Raw genomic sequence first — 21,934 nt, 5'->3', positions numbered from 1 at the left:
GTACGATTATTGAATACCCAGCACTTCCTTACCCTGGATGAACGTCACATCCACCGGGATATTGGCATCTTTCAGTCGATCCAGATCCGCCTGAAGTTCCGCGCCAACCACGCCCATATTGTCGAGCAGGTCTTTCGACTTCTTATAGTCCCCATCGCCCTGGATGGTCAGGATCAGGTTCGACAGTTTGGTCATCGCCGCCTGCATTTTGTCGAAATCGACACTGTACTGGCCAGTGGCTTCGTCGCGGGTGAAGGCACCTTCCTGCTTGAAGAAATTGAAGCGCATCATATTCGCCTTGCCGTGGGCACTGGCAGCACCGAAACGGACACTGCGGAAAATACCGGCGAGGAAGGTGACATAGTTGTCCATCAGCTCGCCTTCTTCAATTTCACCCTTTTCGTGCAACTTGGTGATCATGTACAGACCGAGAATGTCCGCCTTGCCCTCTTCCAGTGCGGAGGAGGTTTCTTTCAGAGCCTGACGCACATTGGCGCCGTCGGTGACGGTTTTCTTGATCCCAAGACCGTGGGCCACTTCATGGAACATGGTGTTGCCGAAGAACGCATCGAAGGTGATGTGCTTGCGCTGATCTTCCGCAATCAACACGCCACTGATAGGCAGCAGTATCTGGTCGAACTTCGCGCGCATAGCGTTTTTCAGCTGCAGGCGGCGGGTGCCCTTTTTCAGCTGCACTTCTTCGTCGTTCGGCAGGTTGATGGCGATGGTTTTCGAGCCTGCGTTGCTGTGGCCCGCGTAGTAGAGCACGTCGTAGGCATTCAGGTCGGAATCGGTTCCCGGGGTTTCCGCCTTGTACTTGTCATCTACCGGCAGGCCGCGCTGCAGTTCCGGAAGGAAGGCGGCGAACTTGGACAGTTTTTCGCTCCACGCCATGTCTTTCAACAGCACGTAGGACTCATAGGCGGTGCGGTAGGCGAACAGCTGGTCTTCGTAATTTTCGATAGGGCCGATCACCACGTCGATTCGGTTGTCCTTCATGTCCATCCACGCCATATCGCTATCGCGGAACTGGTCGTTCAGCAGGGCGTCGGCGCGCAATTTCAGATAAGCCGCGAATTCCTGATCTTCCGCCAGCTCCGCGGCCTCACGCAGCAGCGCTGAGGCTTTTTCCAGCTCCGCTTTGTAGGCCTCGCTGTAAGGCACCAGTTCAAGATCGCCGTTGCTATCGCGGCGCACCAGGGAATACAGACCTTCTTTACCCGGCTGTTTCCAGGCTTCAAATTCCTGCTTGGTCATGTCTTCCGGGTAGAACTCGGCACCCAGCGGCTTGTCGCCGTAGCCCTCGATAAATGGTTTGTTGTCGTTCAGTCGATCCCAGGGACCGTAGTTGATATCCGCAAACTTGCGTGCGGCACTGTCATCGATGCCACTCAGCAGCTCCTGCGCGGGACCGTAGGACTGCAGCCAGAACAACTGATCCATGATTTTACTGGCGTCAATCAGCTTACCGATCATCTGGCGCTGGTTTTCAGACAGCGACGAGAGATCCGCATTCAATTCCACCGGCGCGTAGATATCGAAGCGCGCCGGGTCCACACCTTTTGCGATGCCGCCAGCCTGGGGGCCAGTGGCCGGTTGTGCATTTTTTTGCTCGGCCTCGGGCCCTGATTGCGCCGTCGTTTCTACGGGCGCAGCAGATTCCGGTGTGGCGACGGATTTTTCATCAGAAGAGCAGCCGGTAACAATGGCAATTGCCAAGGCCGATGCAGCAAAGAGTGCAGATTTCATTCAGGTTCCTGCCTGTTGTCTTATTGAATAGCGCGAGCCACATTAATTGCGGGCTCGAAAGATGTCCAGATACCCCACACTGCTCAGAGGGCACCGGATATTTGACTGCAATTATGGGCAAAGATAGGAAATTCCGCGGCGCGTTTCCGTTAGAGGAAAACAATTTACGCCAGCAAATAGATCCACGTTCCGGCATAGTGCCCCGGACTGCCGCCGGGCATCAGGGAGATAAGGACACATCCTCGCGGTCATCGTATCGCGCCCGTTCCTGCTGCTGCATTCGCCATAGGTCCGCGTAGTGGCCGTTGGCGGCAATCAGGTCGTTGTGGCTGCCCTGCTCCACGATCCGCCCCCGGTCCATCACCAGAATCAGATCGGCATCCACCACGGTGGACAGACGGTGCGCAATTACCAGGGTGGTCTGCTCGCGGGAAATATCCTGCAATGCACGCAAAATCCCCTGCTCCGAGCGACTGTCGAGGCTGGAGGTGGCTTCGTCAAACACCATGATGGGAGGGTGCTTGAGAATTGCGCGGGCAATGGCCACGCGCTGCTTCTCCCCTCCAGAGAGTTTGAGGCCACGCTCACCCACGGCAGTATGGACACCATCCGGAAGCTGGGCAATAAAGTCATCCAGCTGTGCGTGGCGAACCGCCGCCATGACCTCTTCATCCGCGGCGCCTACCCGACCGTAGCGCACATTCTCCAGAATGGACTGATTGAACAATACCGTGTCCTGGGGCACCACGCCGATGGCCGCGCGCAGGGAATCCTGACGTACGTCCCGTATATCCTGCCCATCGACCAGGATACTGCCGCGTGTTACGTCGTAGAAGCGGAACAGCAGTTTGAATAGGGTGGACTTGCCCGCGCCGCTGGCGCCGACAATCGCAACCTTCTGTTTCGGCGCCACGGTAAAGCTGATGCCCTTGAGAATTTCCCGCTCGGGGTTATAGCCGAAATACACGTTTTGAAATTCGATAGCGCCCCGTTTGATTCTCAGTTCACCGGCGGATTTCACGTCTTCAACCGCCGGTTTTACGTCGAGAATAGAGAACATTTTCTCGATGTTGGCCAGGGCGCCTTTCATTTCCCGATACACAAAACCAAGAAAGTTGAGCGGAATAAATATCTGCATCATCACGGCATTGATCAGTACAAAGTCGCCGATGGTCATGCTGCCCTGGGTCACATTGACTGCGGCCATCACCATGGCGCCGCACATGGCGGCGGCGATGATCATCGCCTGCCCCGCGTTCAGTCCAAACAGTGACAGGCGGTTCTTGCGCCGGGCCTGTTCCCAGGTAGCCAGCTCGCAATCGTAGTGCTGCGCTTCGTACTTTTCGTTGCCGAAGTATTTGACCGTTTCATAATTCAGCAGGCTGTCGACCGCGCGGCTGCTGCTCTGGGATTCCGCCTGGTTCAACTCCCGTACATAGCGGGTGCGCCACTCGGTGGCGACCACAGAAAACCCGATATAGGCTGCCACGGCACCCAACACCAGCAACGCGAAACTGACGCTGTAATTCCACCACAATAGCCCCACCACCATCAGGATCTCCACCAGGGTGGGGACTATATTGAACACCATAAACCGCATCAGAAAACCGATACCGGAATTGCCCCGCTCGATATCCCGGGACAAGCCTCCGGTGCGGCGATTGAGATGATAATCCAGATCCAGCCGGTGCAGGTGCCGGAAAACTTCCAGACCGACTCGCCGCTGGGCGCGCTCGGTCACGCGACCGAAAATCGTATCCCGCAATTCACCAAACAGCACCGACGAAAAGCGCACAAAGCCGTAGGCCAGCAACAGGCCCAGCGGCAAGGCAATCGCTGCGGCGGCACCACCGGCCTGATCCAGATCATCGACGATATGCTTTAACAGGAATGGCAGGCCAACACTGGCGGCCTTGGCGCCGATAAGACACAGCAGTGCCAGCAGCACCGGGCGCTTGAACTCCAGTAGATAGGGAAACAGGGTTTTGAGGGCGCTCCAGTGGACATCTTCCAGAGCGACGGCGGACTTGGGTCTGGGCATGGCGTATCTCGGTAAATCAGCTGCGCAGTATACCTGACCATGCCTCGCGCACTCTGTACGCGCCTGCTTGCAGCGAATGGGGGCAAGGCTTCAACTCGGCAGTGGCGAACGGTTCGCCTGCAAGCAAACTCGACAGGAAAGTGGTTTAGCTCAAAGCCCTGACAGGGACGTCATCCCGCCGGCCGATAGGGGCATCGAGAACCCGCACCAGAAATTCCGTCAAAACACCCGCCGTAAACCCCCAGATTTCGTAACCTTCGTACTCGTAGGCGGGCAGGTAGATTCGGCGCTGGTCGATGGTGATACGGTCCGTGCGAATACGTGGATCATCAAAGAACCAGGCCAGCGGTACCCGGAAGATTGCATCCAGCTCACCGGGGTTCGGTGTCAGTGGTGCATCTGCCGGCACTATGCCCAGCCAGGGAGTCACTTCCACCTGCCAGCGGGTAGTGCGTGTCCACAAAGGACCCAGTACGCGCACCTGATCCGCCGGCAGGCCGATTTCCTCATGGGTCTCGCGCAGTGCGGTGTATTCGAGAGAGGGGTCTGTATCGTCCCAGCGCCCGCCGGGCAGTGAGACCTCGCCGGAGTGACTGGACAGTTGCTGCGAGCGCAACGTAAGAATGACTTGCGGGTCTGGCTCGTCCGTCAACGCCAGTAGCACCGCCGCATGGCCCTGTAATTCCGGGCCACGGGGCACACGTGCCTGCAGTTCATCCCTGACTGCAGAAAATTTCTTTTCTATGGTTTTCAACATGGCTGTTTGAGTGCTGCCTCCAGCTCACGGTACCTGTATCACTATACACCTTCTGCCTCAACGGTTCAGGGAATCAGGTCGCACCCGGCTTCTGCACCGGTTTGCTTTTTGCTTCGCCTTTATCCATCGGTCGGTGTTCCCCCTTAACTTTTTCACGCATGGATTGCACCAGCGCAAAATAGATGGGCACCAGAAAGGTGGAGAAAATACTTGCAGCAAGCATGCCACCAAATACCGCAAGGCCGAGGGAGATACGGCTGGCGGCACCGGCACCGGTGGCGATCACCAGGGGGAAAATGCCCAGCACAAACGCCAGTGCGGTCATTAACACCGCGCGAAACCGCAAGCGGGTGGCCTGCAGCGCGGATTCCTCGACGGAAAGCCCGCTATCCCGCTGCAGTACCGCAAACTCCACCATCAGAATGGCGGTTTTCGCGGCCATCGCAATCAGCAGTACCAGACCGATCTGTGTATACAGGTCACTATCGCGCCCCATGATAAAACACGCCAGTAAACCACCGCCGATGGCGATCGGGATTGCCAGCAGCACCGCAACCGGTATGCTCCAGCTCTCGTACTGCGCCACCAGAAACAGGTAGGCGAATAAAATTGCCAGACCAAACAGGATCGGCGCCAGGTTACCTGCACTGATTTCTTCCAGGCTGGCGCCAGTCCACTCGTAACCATAGCCTTCGGGCAAATGATTTCCCAACAGCTCCATCGCCTGCATGGCCTCACCACTGGAGTAACCGGGCGCCGCGGCCCCGTTAATGGTGACGCTGTTGTACAGGTTGTAGCGCTGCACCGTTTGCGGGGCCACGATAGGTTTGACCTCGGCTACCGAGCTGACCGGTACCAGCCCGCCACTGTTGGCGCGCACAAAAAAGCCACTGAGGTCTTCCTCGCTGTCCCGGTACTCCGCATCGGCCTGGGCAAGCACCTGAAAGACCTTGCCGAAACGGTTGAAGTCGTTAACGTAATAGCTCCCCAGATACGTCTGCAGGGTAAGATATACATCGGAAAGCTGCAGGCCGAGAATATGCGCCTTGTCCTTGTCCAGGTGCAGTTCCAATTGCGGCGAGGCGGCCTGGTAAGTGGTGAATGCCTGAGCGATTTCCGGGCGCTGATTGGCGGCGCCAAGCAGTGCGTACAGCACCCCAGCCAGCTCCTGAATTTCCCGCCCCTGCAGATCTTCCAGCACAAATTCAAACCCACCGATGGTCCCCAGCCCGGGTAGTGCGGGAACCGGGAAAGCCCGCACCTGGGCTTCCGGGACAGCGGCACCGAGTTTCTGCACCTTATCCAGAATCGCAAACTGGTCGAGATCCGGTGTCAGGCGCTCCTCCCACGGGTGCAGGATCACAATCATAAATGCCGTATTGGATGCGAGACTGTTGGACAACAGACTGAATCCCGGCACCGCCATGACATGGGCCACCCCATCGAGTTTGGTGATTTCACTGCTCAGCTTTTCGACCACCGGCGCGGTCCGCTTCAGTGAGGCACCATCGGGCAGCTGCACATTCATCATGAAGTACCCCTGATCCTCGTCGGGAATGAATCCCGTGGGCACCACTCTGAACAACACAAAACACAGCACACCTGTGCCGACGATGGTGGCCAGCCCAAGTAGCGGTAGTCGCACGAAAAAACGCACAACCCCCATATAAAAGCGGGTAGCACGCTGTAAGAAGCGGTTAAAAAAACCAAACACCCCGGTCAGCTTTTCACCGTGCTCTCCTTCCCCCTGAGGTGGCCGCAACAGAACCGCGCTGAGTGAGGGGCTCAGGGTGAGCGCATTCACTGACGAGATAAAAACCGCGATGGAAATGGTCAGGGCGAACTGCTGATACATCTTTCCCGTCAGCCCCGGCATCAGCATTACCGGCACAAATACCGAGAACAGCACGGCGGTGGTCGCGATTACCGGGCCGGTCACTTCGCGCATGGATTCCATGGCGGCTTCTTTCGGATCCAGCCCCTCACCCAGCAATCGCTGGGTGTTTTCCACCACGATGATGGCATCGTCCACCACAATACCAATGGCGAGGATCAGAGCAAACAGTGTGACGGTGTTGATCGTCATACCCAGTGCCAGCATTACCGCAAAGGTACCGATCAGAGATACGGGAATGGCAACGGCCGGGATCAGTGTCGCACGCCAGTCCTGCAGGAATACGAAGACCACCAGAATCACCAGTAGCAGCGCAATGACCAGTGTTTCCACGACCTCCTCGATCGAGGCTTTCACGAAACCGGTGGTGTCGTAAATAATTTCAGACTCCAGCCCTTCCGGAAAATGCCGCGCTAACTGGTCAACCTTATCGCGAATTTTATTCGCCACGTCCAGAGCGTTAGCATCCGGCAGCTGGTAGATCGCCATAACCGCCGACGGTTGTCCATCCAGCTCCCCGTAGGCGCTGTAACTCTGGCTACCCAACTCCACCCGGGAAATATCCCGCATGCGTACAATGCCACCATCCGGCCGGGAGCGGATGCTGATATTTTCGAACTCTTCAACACTCTCCAGGCGACCCTGAGCGAGAATGCTGTATTGAAACTGTTGTTCCTGTTTGATTGGCGGCGCACCGATTTTTCCTGCGGCCACCTGCAGGTTCTGCGCGCGAATCGCGGCGATCACATCGTTGGCGGTGACATCCAGCGCGGCCATCTTGTCCGGATTCAACCACAGGCGCATGGCGTAATCCTGGGCGCCGAGAATCTGCACATCACTAACGCCATCAATCCGTGACAGCTCGTCTTTTATAAAAATATCGCCGTAATTGGCGAGAAATAGGGTGTCAAATTTATCGTCCTTCGACAGCAAGTTGACCACCAGCAAAATGGTGTTGGATTTCTTCTCTACGGTGACCCCGCTGCGGGTCACCTCATCCGGCAGACTCGGGGTGGCCTGCTGCACCCGGTTCTGCACATTCACCTGAGCGATATCCCCGTCATAGCCACTTTCAAAAGTCACCGTCAGGGTATAGGTGCCGTCGTTACTGCTGGTGGAAGACATATATTTCATGCCCTCCACCCCGTTGACCTGAGACTCGATAGGTTCCGCCACACTGTCGCGCATGACTTCCGCACTGGCACCTGGGTAGGATGCCGTAACCACTACCGTCGGTGGGGTAATGTCGGGAAACTGGGCAATGGGTAATAGCGGCAGGGACAGCACGCCCGCAAGGGTGATCAGAATAGAGATCACCAGAGCAAAACGCGGCCGTCGGATAAACGTCGCGCTGATCATCGCATCACGCCCTGCACCCGGGGACCGCGGATATCATTTGCCATCAAAATAGGCATCCGGTTCCTTATCCTGGCCCAGGGGCTCACTGCGTTCGCTGTCCGGTTCCGGCAGTTGTTGCCCGCTACCGTCACGCATTTCCGCCTCGATCTGCTGCAGATCTGAACCGGTGCCAGACGCGCCGGACTGACGACGCTCTTCCGGCGAGACCTCACCTTCGCGAAACTGTGTGACGGGGCTGGTCTGTGCAGGCGGTTGTTCGGTCTTGATCCCCTTGTAGGGATCCAACGCGACGTTCTGCGGTGCTACCGGCTGCCCATTGGTAACCCGCTGCAAACCGTTGACGGCAATTCTTTCACCGGGTTTGAGTCCATCTTCCACCGCCCACAGGGCGTTTTCTCGCTGCCCGAGCTTGAGAAAACGTTTCTGCGCAATATTCTTGTCATCGACGACGTACACGAAATGCCCCTGCATATCTTCGAGCACCGCAGATTGCGGCACGAGCGGCTTTACCGCTTGCGCACCGGCAAACACACTGATGACGACGCGGGCGAACTGCCCCTGCACCAGCAGGCGTTCCGGGTTGGGAAAACGGGCGCGTACCAGCGCAGATCCGGTCGCCTGGTCGATCTGGTTATCCACAAAAACCACGATGCCGGGATAGGGATAGAGTTTTCCATCCGGCTGTTTGATGCGCACTTCCCGTTTCACTGGCGCGATGCCCTGCTGGCGGCGCCGCTCGGTCTCTTCCTGTACCGCAAACAATCGATTCTCCGGTACCTCGAAGGTGACGTAGATCGGGTCCATGCGCACGATGGAGGTGAGAGGGTCGGTGCTGGGACCTACGAGAGACCCCTCGGTATATTCCGAGCGGCCAACCAGACCGGTGAGCGGCGCGCGGATTTCGGTATAGGAAAGATTGAGCTGGGCGGTTTCCACATCTGCCTGCATGGCGGCAACTTTGGATTCCGCCTCTTCGAAATTGCCGGTCAGCTCGTCCATCTGCATTTTGCTGATGGCACCGGTCTTAATCAGTTCGCTACCGCGCCGGTAGTTGCGCTGTGCGACCTGCAGCGCGGAGCGTGCCTGCGCCAGATTGGCGCGCTGGTTATCCAGTGCGGCAATAAACGGTTTGGGGTCGATCTGATACAGCAGCTCGCCCTTCTGAACCAGCTGCCCCTCAACGAAATTGCGCGTCTCGATATACCCCTCTACCCGCGGGCGCACCTTGTATTCATCCGTAGCTTCCACCCGCCCCACATATTCGTAGCGCGGAACCACCTGATGCGCGCGCACCGCCAGGACCTCAACCGGCGGCGGTTTGGGCTTGGCCTGCTCCTCTTGCTTACTGCAGGCCATCGCCAAAATGGCAATTACTAAAACGAGAATACGCGCCATGGAAAACCAGCCATCGCTACTGCACAAAAATCCTACTTACCACTATAGAAGGAAGATGGCTGGCGAACTGGCGCTTACTGCGACCGCGGGTATACTTGCGCCATGAAATTTTGCAGCCATTGCGGCCACACCGTTGTTTTCGAGATCCCCGCCGGGGACGACCGCCCCCGCCACCTGTGCCACGATTGCGGTGCCATTCACTATGTGAATCCCCGCGTCATCGTCGGCACCCTGCCCTACCTGGGCGATCAGGTTTTACTGTGCAAACGTGCCATTGAGCCCCGTTACGGGCTTTGGACCCTGCCTGCCGGGTTTATGGAAAATGGAGAGAGCAGCGAGCAGGGCGCGCTCAGGGAGTCTTGGGAAGAGGCGCGCGCCAAGCTGCGCGTGGATGAGCTGTTTTCGGTGTATGACATTCCCCATATCAATCAGGTGTACCTGATTTACCGCGGCGAGCTCACCGACACGGATTTCGGTCCGGGGCCAGAATCACTGGAAGTGGCATTATTTGATGAGAAGGATATCCCCTGGGACGAGATGGCGTTTCCGGTGATGACACAGACGTTGAAGCACTATTTCAGCGACCGCGAGAAGGGGCAATTTGCTTTACACAGGGGAGTGATTGAGCGGAAGCTTTAAGCGCACTCCGCGGAACTGGATCCCGGCCTTCGCCGGGATGGCGGCAAAATCAGTTACAGCGGTCGTCCAGCTTCCACAGATCAAACGCCGGTTCCTCGTAGGGATGGGCGCCGCGCATCGCCGCAAGCACCCCATCCACCACCTCATCCGCACACACGGTTTCCACCCGGTACTCGGGCACCTTTTCCACTTCACCCTGCTGCCCGATAAAGGGCTGGCTGCCATCCAGCGGGCGAAACTGGCCGGTGCCGAGGACCTGCCAACAGCAGCTGTCGTAGTCACCGATACGCCCGGCGCCGGCGGCGAAGATCGCCTGTTTGACCGGCTCCAGATGGGATTCGGGGATGTAGATACAGAGTTTGTACATGGCGCTTGCGTTGACGATCAGAACATCAGGGTCATCAGCTTGCGCTGGTAAGTAGTCGCCACCGGGTCGCCGGCACCCAGCGCCTTGACAATATCCAGGTAGGCCTGTTTGGCTGCGCCGTCGGCAAAGCCCAGGTCCTTGCGCAACAGGTTCAGCAAAATTTCCAGGGCCTCTTCGTGGCGGTCCGCCTGGCTGAGTTGCACCGCCAGCTTGTAGGCGGACTCACTGTCTTCAGGGTTTGCCGCCAGTGCCTGTTGCAAGGCCTTGATTTCCGGAGAGTCAGCAGCGGCCTGCTTCAGCTCGAGCTGTGCCATCAGTTGCTGATAGTCTGAATCCTGATCCGTCATCAGGATCTTGCCGAGTATCTCTTCTGCGTCCTTGGTGCGGTTTTTCTCCAACAGAACGGCGGCGTATTGCTTGGCAATATCCGCGCGCTCGCCGGAATCGCCGTAAGCCTGACGCAGCAGCGGCAGCGCCTCGTCCAGCTCGCCCTCACCCACCAGTTTCTGCGCCTGCTGGAATTGCAGTTCCCAGGCCTTGGGCAGGTACTTGTCCAGCATCTCGCGAATTTCTTTTTCCGGCTGGGCGCCTGCGAAGCCGTCCACCGGTTGGCCGTCTTTGAGTACCATGACCGTGGGCAGGCTGCGCACACCCAGTTGACCTGCAAGCGCCTGTTCGGTATCCGCATTGAGCTTCGCCAGCAGGAATTGGCCGGCGTACTCGTTGGCCAGTTTTTCCAATACCGGCATCAGCTGTTTGCAGGGCTCACACCACTCGGCCCACACGTCTACCACCACCGGGCGCTTCATGGACTCTTCAATCAGTACCTGCTGCGCATTCTGTGCCGTCACATCGACGATAAACTCTTCCACGTCTACTCCTGATAACTTGCTGGCGGGCTGCCACATACGGGCAGCCACGAATGGGCGCATGATACCTGATTCACCGGAGTTTGCGCCTCCTTGTACCCTCTCCTTGTACCCACCCCACTGCACGTTCCAGGGGTATTCCGTTTTCATTGCCCGATTTAGAGGCTGAACCGGCCCACTCGTCTACCCAGACACATCCAATATATTACGCATAAACCCAAACTCTGTTTACCAGTTCAGAGATGACGGCAAGCGCGGGGAGGACAACAGGCGAGAGAACTTTTGCCAGCGCTCACCGTGACTCTCCGCACCCTGCTCTACATATTCCTTCACTAACTGTTTACCCCAGTTGTAGTTGATAACGTAGGCACCGTAGGTATCCACAAACTGCACACGCTGGGCAGCTTTTTCCGGGCTCATAGCGGTGTATTTCTGGAAGCGTTCGATGGCTTCGTCGCGGTCGATGTCACCATCAATATACTCCCGGGCGACAATGTTCTCCGCAAACTTCAGCTGCGCCAGTAAATCCAGAACCTGTTGATACTTTTCTGCACCGGCGGGATCCAGCCCTGCCAGCGGATAGAGGGTTTCTTTTTCAAAGCGGGTTTTCTCATCCCCGGGAAAGGCCAGTTCAAAACCGTAATTGGCACTGCCTTCGGCAATCAGCGATTGGGGGCTGAACAGCGGATAGACACTGTATTCGACCCAGCCCTGATCATTGACCAGTTTCTCTTCCAGAAGCGCATTGTAGGTATGGTGACCGGGATAGCCTTCATGGCAACCGAGGTCCACGGCGCGATCGATATGAATAGGGAGGCCGCTGTTGATCTGAATCAGGCTGTGGGCCTTACCCTGATACCAGTTGTAGCCGCTCCAGGGTTTGTCCTGAACATATTCCAGCCGAAAACTTTCATTCTTCGGCAACTGGATCTGGGCCTGGGTGCGTTTTTTACATTCGTCGATCGCAGCTTTGAACACGCTATCGAGTTTGTCTTCGGGAATCCGGTACTGCTCACGGAATGCCTGCACACGAAGATGGAGCGGCTCGTCACCGGGAAGCGCCTGATTCAGTGCGGCCAGTACCGGATCAAAGTCTGCATATTGCTGCACCGGTGGCTCGGTGTCGTAGAGTGCGCGAGCTTCTTTCTGGAAATTCCGAAAACCCGCATCGGCGATATGGTGCGCATGGGCAGCGACGGCCTTCAACTGGGTTTTCAGGTAGTGCTGACGCAGGGTGTTCAGGTCTCCCGCGGGCTCAACGCTGTCCGGTAATTGAGCGAGCAGGCGCTCCGCACGGTTGGCCAGTTCTGCCGGCGAGGCACCATCCTGTGCCGCTTCGGCCTTCCAGGGGGCCGGGCCGTAGTAGGCATCCACGTAGCTTTTATCGTGATTCCCGAGCGTTAGGACCAGGCGCACATACTGCTCCGCCAGTGCGTCCAGCGCGACATCGCTGTGCGACTCCGGTTGCACTTCTGACTTTTCAGCCCCGGAAGCCTCCACCGGTTGCTGCTCCGATGTCTTTTTTTCCGTGCCGCCGTCACAGGCGAACTGAAAAATGGCCAGCAGGAATACAGCCGCGGCACCGATTCGTCTATCCACAATAGTCTTTCCCATGGTGATTTATCTTTGCAATTCCACCCGCCCGATTTCCGGCGAAAGCCCGGCGAGTGACTGTTTGATCCAGTCGAGAAACAGTTGCACCTTGCGCGTGCGGTGCATATCCCGGTGGGTAACCAACCACAGGTTAGTGCACCACTCCGGCGGCGGTTCAATTAACCGCTGCAGTCCCGGGCGCGCTTCCGCACACCAGTGGTTCAGGGCAGCGATACCCACACCACAGCGAGCCGCATCTTCAAAACCGGAGAACTCATTGCAACGGAATACGATCTGCTCGTCCGGAACTTGTCGGGTAATCCAGTGGAGGCTCGGGATAAAGTCGTAGGCTTCGGTGGGCCCGATAAACCGATGCCCGGCCAGGTCGTCCAACCCATTGAGCGGCCCACACTCCTGCAGGTACTCGGCCGAGGCGTATAGTGCGCTGTTCAGGGTAATGGCTGGTTGCACCACGTAGTCGGGCTCGGTGGGCCTGGCGCCCGGACGGATCCCGATATGCGCCTCGCCATGATCCAGCCGCAGGTGCCGCCGGTCTGCCACCAGCTCTAGGCGCAGGTGCGGATTTTCCCGCTGAAAACCGCGGATCACCGGCATCAACAGCGGAATCAGGGTATTCACCGTGGTAATTACCAGAGACCCCTGCAGTGTTTCCTCGGCGCCCTGCATTTTACCCACCAGCAGATCCAGCTGGTCCTGCATGTTCTCCGCAGCCCCCATTAGCATCTGCCCCGCCTCGGTGGGTACATAGCCCCGTGGGTGGCGGATAAACAGGCGGGTTTTCAACGCCTTTTCCAGTGCATCGATACGCCGCAACACCGTGGAGTGGGACACTTCCAGCTCAAGCGCGGCACCGGACAGGGTGCCCGCCTTGGCCACGGCAAGGGCGTAATGCAGATTGTTCCAGTCCTTGACCGAGCTCACCGCCAAAATTTGCTCCCTCCGCAATGTCCGCAATCAGCTTGCCTTCGTCAACTCTAGCCGCGGCCGACTTTCTGTGCAAATTTGCACAGAACCTTTGCATGGATTGTATTTCTGTTCCTCTGTGGCTTCGACAAAATAGCCCCATTGCCAGCCCCTGAGGGCACCATTTTCAGAGGACAGAATATGAATACGCGACACAAACCCCACCTGTTGGCCCTGGCTGGCAGCCTGCGCAAAGACTCCTGGAACCGCCAACTGGCCAGTGCGGCCGCGGAATTAGCCCGCGAGGCCGGCGCAGAAGTTACCGAAATCGACCTGCGCGAGTTCCCACTTCCCTTGTTCGACGAAGATATCGAGGCGGCCGGTGTACCTGAACAGGCGAGCCGCCTGAAGGCTCTGTTCGCCTCTGCTGACGGCCTACTGATCGCAAGCCCGGAATACAACGGCTCGGTAAGCGCAGCGCTCAAGAATCTGATTGATTGGGTGTCCCGCCCTGACGGACAGTTTGGACGTGCCGAAGTGTTCCACGGCCGCCGCGCGGCACTATTTGCCACTTCCCCTGGCGGGCTCGGGGGCATGCGCGGACTGAATCACCTGCGGGATATTCTGCAGCCACTGGGCACCTGGATCGCGCCCACCATGCTGGCAGTACCGTCGTCCATGACCGCTTTTACAAACGGCAGACTGGTCGACGAAAGCGCCACCGCGCAGCTGCGTGCACTGGTGCAGGATACCTTGCGCTCGATCGAGGTGAATGCCCGCTCGTCCGCAAACACCGCATGACTGCATGCCCCGGCGCACACTATTCTTCCAGCTGTTGAGTCCAGAAACGCTGCATTTTCAGGATCAGGAAGGAAGCGGTCCAGGTGATCATCACCAGGCCGGTGAGAGCCTCGAGCCCTGCGGTAAACCGCAGGGCTCCGTGAGGTTCGATATCGCCAAACCCGAGGGAGGTGTAATTGGTGAAAGAGAAGTAAACACAGTCCAGCATGGCGCCATTGAAATTACCCGTCAGGGTGCCAAACAGCGGCGAGTGATACATAAAGTAATACCCCACCGCGAACATCCAGATTTCCACCACATGGGCGATGAGCGCACCGAATACACCGATCAGTACCGCTACATTACGGCGAAATTTCCAACGGTGCGACACCCAGAACAGGGTATTCAGCGCCTCGTGGTGGATCACCACCGCGAAAGCCACCAGGAACATATTGATCAGTGTCGCTACCAGCATTTCAGCGTCGCTTCTGAAAAAATTCCCGTACCAGGGTACCGGCCTCGTCCTGCAACACGCCACCTTCCACCTGCACCCGATGATTGAAAAACCTCTGTTCCGGCAGCTGTAGCTGGCTGGCGACCACACCGGCGCGGGGCTCCGCCGCCCCGTAAACCAGCCGCGCTATGCGCGCGTGCACCAGAGTACCGAAGCACATGGTGCAGGGCTCAATGGTGACGTACAGGGTGGCTCCGGGCAGACGATAATTCTGCTGATGCTGCGCGGCTGCGCGTAATGCCATGACTTCGGCGTGGGCGCTCGGGTCCGAGGAGGAGATGGGTTGATTGAACCCCTCCCCTATGACCTCGCCCCCCAGAACCACTACAGCGCCCACGGGCACTTCGCCCAGCTCGGCCGCTTTTTTTGCCAGACCCAGGGCCTGCTGCATAAACATAAAATCGCGTGGTGTCGCCACGGTTAAGGGTCCTGATTTCTTGTCATTCGGCGCAACAGAAAATCTGCCTCCAATTGCAGAGAAGTTTCCGCTTCAAGCTGCTGGCGCGCCTGGTTATTTCCCTTCCAGGCAAAAGGGGTCATGGTCAGAAAGTCCGTCACCGCCTCTACGCCGTCAATGTCGAGGGGAAATTCACAGCGCATTTCACTTTCCGGCGTGAACCCGGCGATTGCAGCGGGAACACTGTGTTGCTGAGGCGTATCATACAGCCGGGATTTCAGGCTCCAAAGGTGATTGGGCCCTGGCGATACGTCGAGCAATACTCCTCCCGGTTTCAACACGCGTGCCAGCTCTTCCGCGGGGCCCGGCGCAAACACACGCATTACCGCGTCGACGCTGGCATCGGCTACCGGCAAATGGAAACTGCTGGCCACCGCAAATTGTGCCTGCGGCTGTTTTTTTGCCGCCAGCCGCACGCCGGCCTTCGCAATATCGATACCGTAAATCAAGTCCGCCGGCCAATCATTGCCGGCAATTTGCCGCGCGTAATAGCCTTCACCACAGCCAATATCCAGAAGCACGGGAGCCGACTTGCTCACCACGCCGGCACGCAGCTGCGCACAGATCGCATCGACTAACGGCTGATAATGACCGCCTTCCAGAAAGCGGCGGCGCGCGTTCAGCATTTCCGCCGAATCCCCCGGTTCCCGGCTGCGCTTATGTTGTACCGGCAGCAGGTTTACATAACCCTCTTTCGCCTGATCAAAGTTGTGGCCGTTATCACAGCACCAGCTTCGCTGTTGCAGGTTCAGGGGTTCTTTACAATGGGGGCACTGCCAGATCATGCGCTTTCGCTGACTTCCTGCATATTTCGCACCGTCGATTTATTCAGTATCAGCTCCGCCGCTTTTTCGGCGATGGCAATCACCGGTGCGTTGGTGTTGCCGCTGATGAGGGTGGGCATTATGGAGGCATCCACCACACGCAGTCCATCTACACCACGCACGCGCAACTCACTATCCACTACAGCGAGCTCGTCCTGGCCCATCTTGCAAGTCCCCACCGGGTGATAGATGGACTCCGCTTTCTGGCGAATAAAATTGGCGATGGCGTCTTTACTGGTGAGCGAATTTTCCGGCAGCCACCGACGCTTCTGCAACTTATTCAGTGCGGGTTGCTCGATGATGTCCCGCGCCATTTCAAATCCTTCTATCAGTACCTGCAGATCTTCCGGCTCTGCCAGATAGTTGGGCTGAATCGCCGGTAGCGCGCGCGGGTCACGGGATACCAGAGTGATCTGGCCCCGGCTCTTGGGGCGCAGGGCGCAAGCGTGCAGCGAATAACCGTTGCCGGGACGCTTGTCGAGGCCGTGATTAAACAGTGGCGCCGCGCTCAAGTGGAACTGGATATCCGGATGCTCTCCAGCAAGACCAGAACTGGCAAAGCCTCCCGCTTCCGCCACATTGTTGGTCAGCTTTCCTCGGTTGAGCAAAAGGTACTCGGGAAAATGCATTGCCGCACCCAGCTTGGACAGAAACGCGTCGTTAAAGCCAACAGGGCGATTAGTTTCCACCACCTGGGTAATATCGAGGTGATCCTGGAGATTACGTCCCACACCGGGGAGGTGGCACTGGGGAACAATCCCCAATTTTTTGAGTTCATCCTCGGGGCCAATACCGGAGAGCATCAGTAGTTGAGGCGACTGAATAGCGCCTGCGCAGAGAATGATTTCCTTATTCGCCACCACGCGCTGGCCATTGACCAGCGTGACGGCACTCACCCGATCCCCCTTGAATTCCAGTCCCGCCACCGGAGAGCTGGTGTAAATGCTTAAATTGGGGCGCGCTTTAGCCGGATACAGATAGGCCGTGGCCGACGAGCAGCGGCGTCCGGCCTTTTGGGTTACCTGGTAAAAACCAACACCGTTTTGCTGGTGGCCGTTGAAATCGTGATTGTGGCGGTGCCCGGCCTCCTGCGCGGCACTGACGAAGGCGCATCCAGCCGGTGACTTCCATTTGAGATCGGATACCGACAGGGGACCAAAGCCGCTGTGCCAGGCATCACTGCCACGCTGATTGCCTTCGGCCATCAGAAAATACGGCATTATGCCGTCCCACCCCCAACCCGGATTTCCCGCCTGTTCCCAGGCGTTGTAATCCCCAGAATTGCCACGGATATACAGCATGGCATTAATCGCGCTGCTACCTCCTAGCACACGACCTCGGGGCCAGAACAGACGGCGGTTATCTAGGTTTGCCTGGGGTTCGGTGTAGTGATGCAGATTGAAGCGCTTACCCGGCACCAGGTAGCCGATTCCCACGGGCATTTGAATCAACAGATTGTGATCGGAGGGACCAGACTCCAGTAAGCAGACGCGATTCTGCTCAGCTTCACTGAGGCGGTTGGCCAGCACACAGCCCGCCGATCCGCCGCCAACAATCACGTAGTCGTATACTTTACTTCTCGCCATAATCTCCTCTCGTTTTATGCTTGTTATCGAGCCCACTCACCCAACGCAAGGCGGTGGCGCCCAATCTAGCAGCTAACTTTCTTCAGCATGCCTTCAACCACGGGAAATACACGAGTAATTCCGAAATCCGTGAGAGATATGCCGGCAGCAACTCCAGTCAATCCAGCAATTGTAGACCCGGGACACCGCGGATTTTTCGCTGTGTATGACCAGATCACAGGGAAGTGCACAATCACGGAAGAAGCCAGAGAAGCAGCAAGTAACGGAAAGGAACAGAAAGGAGCTGAACAAAAAAGGGGCATCCACAAATGGATGCCCCTTTCTGTCAACGCTGCGGCACTGGTGCCGCAAAGGTCGCGAGTGATCTAGAGCGCCACAGCGCGTCCGGTACGCCGGCCATCCGCGCTCTGGGCTCGCACGGCTTTCACCGACTCGGCCGCCACATCAGCGGAAAGTGGCCGCCACTGTTCACCATCGAAGTATTCGATTGGCAACCCGGGGAACGGCAGTGCCGTTAGCACGCCTCCAGACGCAACCGCTGCGCCAGGCACGGGTACCCGGTACCCGATGCCAGCGCGATCCAGTTTCAACAACTCTTTGTTGCCCACTGCAGCGGAGAAGCGCGACCAGTCTGCAGCCAGTGCTTTTTTGTCCACAAAAGTGGTCTCGGCATTGAAGCGCTGCCCCGGCTGTATTGGCAATTCCCACTCCGCCTTGTGCCAGGCGCGCTCGGCAAGGGCCAGCAGACGCGGGAACACCTGGTATTCCACTGCCTCATCAGTACGCACCACCTCACTCCACAACTGGCCCTGGATTCCCCGCACACTGTCCGCGAACACCGGGTCAGGGGAGGTCGCCTCCCAACCCTGTCCATCTCGATTCGGGTAGAGCTCCGCCAGCTGCGCGGTATTCAGGGGCGCATAGCTGAATGTTTTCCGCGTATCGGTGTAGCGGGAAGCCCAGTAGTAACCCAGTTCCTTCGGATCCACTTCCTGGGGCATATCAAAGTACAGGTAATCGGAGTGAGACTGCACCAGGTCAAATCCGGTTTCGGCAAAATGCACACTCTCGTCGCCACCGCCCCAGAACAGTGGTGCCCAGGAGTTCACATAGTTCTTTTGCGTCGCCAGTTCCTCTTCAGCGTCGCTGATCTTCTTCACGCCATCATTCCACGCCGCCATGGTCGGAATGCCGGCATCCGCCACCAGCTTGCTCACGCGCTTGGCATACAGCTCGCCCAGCTCATCAATGGCCTTTACTTCGCCGCTGGCGATCAGCTTCTGACATTGAGGAGAATTACTCCACGGCTTACTACGCTGCTCGGCGGAGACATCACCTTTCTCCGGATCTTCACCCGGACCGACTTCAAACGCATCAGCAGCGAGAATATTGACCGCCTCATCGCCGCCGAAATGCCAGGTTTTCAGCGGGTGGCCGGCGCGGTCGTGCATCGCCTTCACTTCATCAATCAGCTTGCCGACAAAGTGGTACGTGGAGTCGATACAGGGATTGATATAGCTGTCGTTGTAAAACTGCACCGACAGGTACTGGGTATCATCCTGCGGGTCGATCAGGCGATAGGCCTCGGCCGCTGCGGGATCAGTGTCTTTCAGTTTGCGGAAACGCGCTTCCATCGCCACCACTGCGGAGCGGGCGTGCGCTGGCATATCAAATTCCGGCACCACCTCAATATGGCGGTCCGCTGCATAACGCAGAATTTCCACATAATCGTCCACACTGTAGAAACCGCTGCCAAAGTTATCCGCAAAGGGGCCAGAACCCAGCTGTGGCAACAGGCAGCGACTTTCTTCCAGGTCGAAGCAGCGCTGGCTACCGATCTCGGTCAGTTCAGGTAATCCGGGAATTTCAAGCCGCCAACCCTCATCATCCGACAGATGGAAGTGGAAGCGATTGAGCTTGTAAGCAGCCATTTGATCCAACAGTTTCAAAATCACTTCCTTGCTGTGGAAATTTCGGCCCACGTCCACAAACATACCCCGGTGCGGAAAGCGCGGGGCATCGTTTACCACCGCCGGCGGCAGGGTGGCACCTTTCAGGTCTACCAGGGCCAGCAGGGATTGCACACCGTAGAAGGCGCCGCTTGCATCGGCACCGATAACCTCGGCACCCTGCTCATTGGCGGTCAGGCGGTAAGCACCCGCGGGCTGGGTATCGAAGGCACCTGCATCAATTTTAACGGAGACCGGATAGGCTTTATCTCCCACAGCTGATAACTGCAACGTGGCCAGACGCTGCTCCAACGCATCCACGTGTCCAGCCTCCAGCCCTTCCGCCTGAAGCGCAATACCGGCACCGAGCTGGATCAGCGGTGCATCCGGCAACTGAACGCTGACGGGCTGAGGAATAATACGGCCCCGCCATTCCTGCTCCTGCACCGGCTGAATGTCGGCGGTAAACTCCTGGAAGCGGCTACTCGCAGTGGCCAGGGTATTGGCATCGTCAGCTACACGCTTCCAGTTGTTGGGGTCGTTCTTGGTAATGGGCAGAACGATGTCGGAGAGGTCATCGGTGTCGGTAGAGCGGATGATATGAGGCTCGCCTTCACTATCCACCACGAACAGTCGCGGCTGGAAGTCCGACTCGAACTGCATCCAGCTCTCGGCCAGCAGGTCCAGCTGTAGGGTTTCGCCACTGCCGATGCCGGCAAACTGCTCGCTGGGAATCAGGCGGTGCAGGTCGCCATTGACCCTTTCCAGGGTAAATGCATCGGTATTCAGTAACGCCAGGGAGCGGCGCACGCTGTGGAAGTAGAGTGTCCAGTCGCGTTCATCGGCGGCCACCGCCGGACCGTTGTTGATCAGACTGATACGGTAGGTCGAACATGTCGCAGCACTGCCGCCCGCCTGCTTGCACTGCGCACGCAGCGCGTCATCCACCCCCTGAAAATTGAGCAGTACTTCCTGAGTGACATCAAAATTGGCAGCAATACGCTCTGGCGCAGACAAACCGACCTCAGCGGTCGTCTGGCTGGATTCGGGCTCCGCGCAGGAAGCAATAAAAGCGGACAGGGCCAGGCTGGCAAAGAGTGGGATCCGTCTCATGGATGATCTCTATTTTGGTGAGGCTCCCTCTACGCGCGTAATCCGGAAAGAGCACCCGTGGATTCTTATGTTGTATGCCGGTATTTCAGAATCCGGCCAGTGCACCACAATAGCGAAAAAGACAGCGCTGTCAACACACCTCACATATTCCATCTCCCCGTCGGGTAGAACGTATTAAGTGGACGGCACCGGCAGAAGTTACGCTGCCCTGGTGAGCCACTATTCAAAGTGACCATATGCGCGCCAACAGTTTCCGACTGGGGAACCACGGTCCCAGTTACCACTCTCACTAATGATTCCCCCCATCCGTCACTAGACAATGTTTTTATAAGCGACACCGTGACCATACGGTTTTTATATTAAAAAACATTGGCGGAAACATCCCCGCAGGCCCCGCAAACTGGACAAAACTCAATACAACCAGCACTGGCGGGGCTCGCAGCGAAATGACTGAATTTGACACAGAATTCACAACCAGCATTGGCACTTTTCCGGATTTTGTGAGATACAACGTCATGTTCAGGGTGAGCCATAATAAATTCAGTGGTTGTTCAGTAACCAACTGAGCCAAGTAAATACTCCCCGGGGTGGAAAAATGGATTCTCGCAGTACTCGGTTTCTTTCCTCTAAGCGCCTGGCCAATGCCCTGCCGGTAGTGCTTGGTCTCATTCTGCTCCCAGCTTCCTCCACCCTCCTCGCTGACGAGATCTTTATCCCAGACTCCAACGGTGCGCTAAATCTTCAGGCCGACAACGCCTTTTTCATCGACAGTGCCTTTGGTATGGACAACAACGCTCTGTACGAATCCGCGGAGAATCTGCGCAACAATTCCATGGGAATGATTCACCGCCGACTGAATCACCAGTGGCTGGAGCAACATACCCGCCCCAGTGAGTATGTGGATAAAACCGGTGGCCGCGCGGTAAACGAAATTCTGAAGATGGGTTTCAAAACCTATATGGAGCAGCACAAGCGCAGCAAACAACACCCCTTGTTGCGCTACACCCAAGGCGAAGGCAAGTTCAATTTCAACAATGCGCTGGACTACGACTTCCGCCTGTCTGACGACAAGTTCAAGATCTCTGTCGAATACGAGTTCTGAAGTCCGACGCTGTTCTCCCGTC

17 protein-coding genes are annotated in these 21,934 nt (G+C 57.4%); 3 read left to right on the top strand and 14 right to left on the bottom strand.

Features of this window, described 5'->3' with window-relative positions:
• Positions 1-6: 6 nt before the first annotated feature.
• The 5 genes from AAFH99_RS07875 to AAFH99_RS07855 all read right to left on the bottom strand — a co-directional run bounded on the left by AAFH99_RS07875 (position 7) and on the right by AAFH99_RS07855 (position 9,222).
• A complete protein-coding gene (locus AAFH99_RS07875) occupies positions 7-1,749 on the bottom strand; it encodes a dipeptidyl-peptidase 3 family protein (protein WP_406829110.1) in 1,743 nt (580 codons plus the stop codon).
• A gap of 220 nt (positions 1,750-1,969) precedes the next feature.
• Positions 1,970-3,790 carry an ABCB family ABC transporter ATP-binding protein/permease gene (locus tag AAFH99_RS07870; RefSeq protein ID WP_406829109.1) on the bottom strand — a complete coding sequence of 607 codons (1,821 nt, stop codon included), beginning with the start codon at positions 3,788-3,790 and terminating at the stop codon, positions 1,970-1,972.
• A gap of 145 nt (positions 3,791-3,935) precedes the next feature.
• The gene (locus tag AAFH99_RS07865) at positions 3,936-4,547 is read right to left on the bottom strand and encodes an NUDIX hydrolase (protein WP_406829108.1); all 612 of its coding nucleotides are present in this window, start codon (positions 4,545-4,547) and stop codon (positions 3,936-3,938) included.
• A gap of 73 nt (positions 4,548-4,620) precedes the next feature.
• Entirely contained in the window at positions 4,621-7,800 is a 3,180-nt protein-coding gene (locus tag AAFH99_RS07860; protein WP_043317213.1) for an efflux RND transporter permease subunit, read from the bottom strand.
• 33 nt (positions 7,801-7,833) lie between these two features.
• Positions 7,834-9,222, bottom strand: a complete 1,389-nt coding sequence (locus AAFH99_RS07855) for an efflux RND transporter periplasmic adaptor subunit (protein WP_231491605.1) — start codon at positions 9,220-9,222, stop codon at positions 7,834-7,836.
• A 75-nt stretch (positions 9,223-9,297) separates the two neighbouring features.
• Between AAFH99_RS07855 and AAFH99_RS07850 the strand changes: the two genes are divergently transcribed.
• On the top strand, positions 9,298-9,834 hold the full coding sequence (locus AAFH99_RS07850; protein ID WP_406829107.1) for an NUDIX hydrolase: 537 nt from the start codon (positions 9,298-9,300) through the stop codon (positions 9,832-9,834).
• A 49-nt stretch (positions 9,835-9,883) separates the two neighbouring features.
• On the opposite strand, the gene AAFH99_RS07845 is transcribed toward AAFH99_RS07850, so the two are convergent.
• From AAFH99_RS07845 to AAFH99_RS07830, 4 genes are all read right to left on the bottom strand, one after another.
• Positions 9,884-10,201 (bottom strand): NGG1p interacting factor NIF3, encoded by a 318-nt coding sequence (locus AAFH99_RS07845; RefSeq protein WP_406829106.1) that lies wholly within the window; start codon positions 10,199-10,201, stop codon positions 9,884-9,886.
• 17 nt (positions 10,202-10,218) lie between these two features.
• Positions 10,219-11,073, bottom strand: coding sequence for a thioredoxin (gene trxA / locus AAFH99_RS07840; RefSeq protein ID WP_406829169.1), 855 nt, complete (start codon positions 11,071-11,073; stop codon positions 10,219-10,221).
• A 225-nt stretch (positions 11,074-11,298) separates the two neighbouring features.
• Positions 11,299-12,684: a hypothetical protein gene (locus tag AAFH99_RS07835; RefSeq protein ID WP_406829105.1), complete on the bottom strand. Its 1,386-nt coding sequence runs from the start codon at positions 12,682-12,684 to the stop codon at positions 11,299-11,301.
• Between the two features lie 6 nt (positions 12,685-12,690).
• Positions 12,691-13,605, bottom strand: coding sequence for a LysR family transcriptional regulator (locus AAFH99_RS07830; RefSeq protein ID WP_043318344.1), 915 nt, complete (start codon positions 13,603-13,605; stop codon positions 12,691-12,693).
• A gap of 183 nt (positions 13,606-13,788) precedes the next feature.
• On the opposite strand from AAFH99_RS07830, the gene AAFH99_RS07825 reads away from it, so the two are divergent.
• Positions 13,789-14,388 (top strand): NADPH-dependent FMN reductase, encoded by a 600-nt coding sequence (locus tag AAFH99_RS07825; protein ID WP_043317222.1) that lies wholly within the window; start codon positions 13,789-13,791, stop codon positions 14,386-14,388.
• A gap of 19 nt (positions 14,389-14,407) precedes the next feature.
• On the opposite strand, the gene AAFH99_RS07820 is transcribed toward AAFH99_RS07825, so the two are convergent.
• The 5 genes from AAFH99_RS07820 to AAFH99_RS07800 form a co-directional block, all read right to left on the bottom strand.
• Entirely contained in the window at positions 14,408-14,842 is a 435-nt protein-coding gene (locus AAFH99_RS07820) for an ion channel (protein WP_406829104.1), read from the bottom strand.
• A gap of 1 nt (position 14,843) precedes the next feature.
• On the bottom strand, positions 14,844-15,278 hold the full coding sequence (gene tadA / locus AAFH99_RS07815) for a tRNA adenosine(34) deaminase TadA (RefSeq protein WP_051687081.1): 435 nt from the start codon (positions 15,276-15,278) through the stop codon (positions 14,844-14,846).
• 23 nt (positions 15,279-15,301) lie between these two features.
• On the bottom strand, positions 15,302-16,123 hold the full coding sequence (gene rlmA, locus AAFH99_RS07810) for a 23S rRNA (guanine(745)-N(1))-methyltransferase (RefSeq protein ID WP_043317229.1): 822 nt from the start codon (positions 16,121-16,123) through the stop codon (positions 15,302-15,304).
• The gene (locus AAFH99_RS07805) at positions 16,120-17,748 is read right to left on the bottom strand and encodes a GMC family oxidoreductase (protein ID WP_406829103.1); all 1,629 of its coding nucleotides are present in this window, start codon (positions 17,746-17,748) and stop codon (positions 16,120-16,122) included. Before AAFH99_RS07805 ends, rlmA begins: the two co-directional genes overlap by 4 nt.
• A 365-nt stretch (positions 17,749-18,113) precedes the next feature.
• On the bottom strand, positions 18,114-20,810 hold the full coding sequence (locus AAFH99_RS07800; RefSeq protein WP_043317235.1) for a family 20 glycosylhydrolase: 2,697 nt from the start codon (positions 20,808-20,810) through the stop codon (positions 18,114-18,116).
• A gap of 595 nt (positions 20,811-21,405) precedes the next feature.
• On the opposite strand from AAFH99_RS07800, the gene AAFH99_RS07795 reads away from it, so the two are divergent.
• Entirely contained in the window at positions 21,406-21,912 is a 507-nt protein-coding gene (locus AAFH99_RS07795; RefSeq protein WP_231491607.1) for a hypothetical protein, read from the top strand.
• The last annotated feature ends 22 nt before the right edge of the window (positions 21,913-21,934 follow it).

The organism is Microbulbifer sp. ARAS458-1 (genome assembly GCF_045348205.1).
In the GTDB taxonomy this organism is placed as follows: Bacteria; Pseudomonadota; Gammaproteobacteria; order Pseudomonadales; family Cellvibrionaceae; genus Microbulbifer.
Note: the sequence above shows the minus strand (reverse complement) of the source record. Positions and strands in the feature narration are given on the sequence as shown.

Coding starts and splice junctions, on each gene's coding strand:
- AAFH99_RS07875 (WP_406829110.1), bottom strand. CDS start 1,749: ATGAAATCTGCACTCTTTGCTGCATCGGCCTTGGCAATTGCCATTGTT.
- AAFH99_RS07870 (WP_406829109.1), bottom strand. CDS start 3,790: ATGCCCAGACCCAAGTCCGCCGTCGCTCTGGAAGATGTCCACTGGAGC.
- AAFH99_RS07865 (WP_406829108.1), bottom strand. CDS start 4,547: ATGTTGAAAACCATAGAAAAGAAATTTTCTGCAGTCAGGGATGAACTG.
- AAFH99_RS07860 (WP_043317213.1), bottom strand. CDS start 7,800: ATGATCAGCGCGACGTTTATCCGACGGCCGCGTTTTGCTCTGGTGATC.
- AAFH99_RS07850 (WP_406829107.1), top strand. CDS start 9,298: ATGAAATTTTGCAGCCATTGCGGCCACACCGTTGTTTTCGAGATCCCC.
- AAFH99_RS07845 (WP_406829106.1), bottom strand. CDS start 10,201: ATGTACAAACTCTGTATCTACATCCCCGAATCCCATCTGGAGCCGGTC.
- AAFH99_RS07835 (WP_406829105.1), bottom strand. CDS start 12,684: ATGGGAAAGACTATTGTGGATAGACGAATCGGTGCCGCGGCTGTATTC.
- AAFH99_RS07825 (WP_043317222.1), top strand. CDS start 13,789: ATGAATACGCGACACAAACCCCACCTGTTGGCCCTGGCTGGCAGCCTG.
- AAFH99_RS07820 (WP_406829104.1), bottom strand. CDS start 14,842: ATGCTGGTAGCGACACTGATCAATATGTTCCTGGTGGCTTTCGCGGTG.
- tadA (WP_051687081.1), bottom strand. CDS start 15,278: ATGTTTATGCAGCAGGCCCTGGGTCTGGCAAAAAAAGCGGCCGAGCTG.
- rlmA (WP_043317229.1), bottom strand. CDS start 16,123: ATGATCTGGCAGTGCCCCCATTGTAAAGAACCCCTGAACCTGCAACAG.
- AAFH99_RS07805 (WP_406829103.1), bottom strand. CDS start 17,748: ATGGCGAGAAGTAAAGTATACGACTACGTGATTGTTGGCGGCGGATCG.
- AAFH99_RS07800 (WP_043317235.1), bottom strand. CDS start 20,810: ATGAGACGGATCCCACTCTTTGCCAGCCTGGCCCTGTCCGCTTTTATT.
- AAFH99_RS07795 (WP_231491607.1), top strand. CDS start 21,406: ATGGATTCTCGCAGTACTCGGTTTCTTTCCTCTAAGCGCCTGGCCAAT.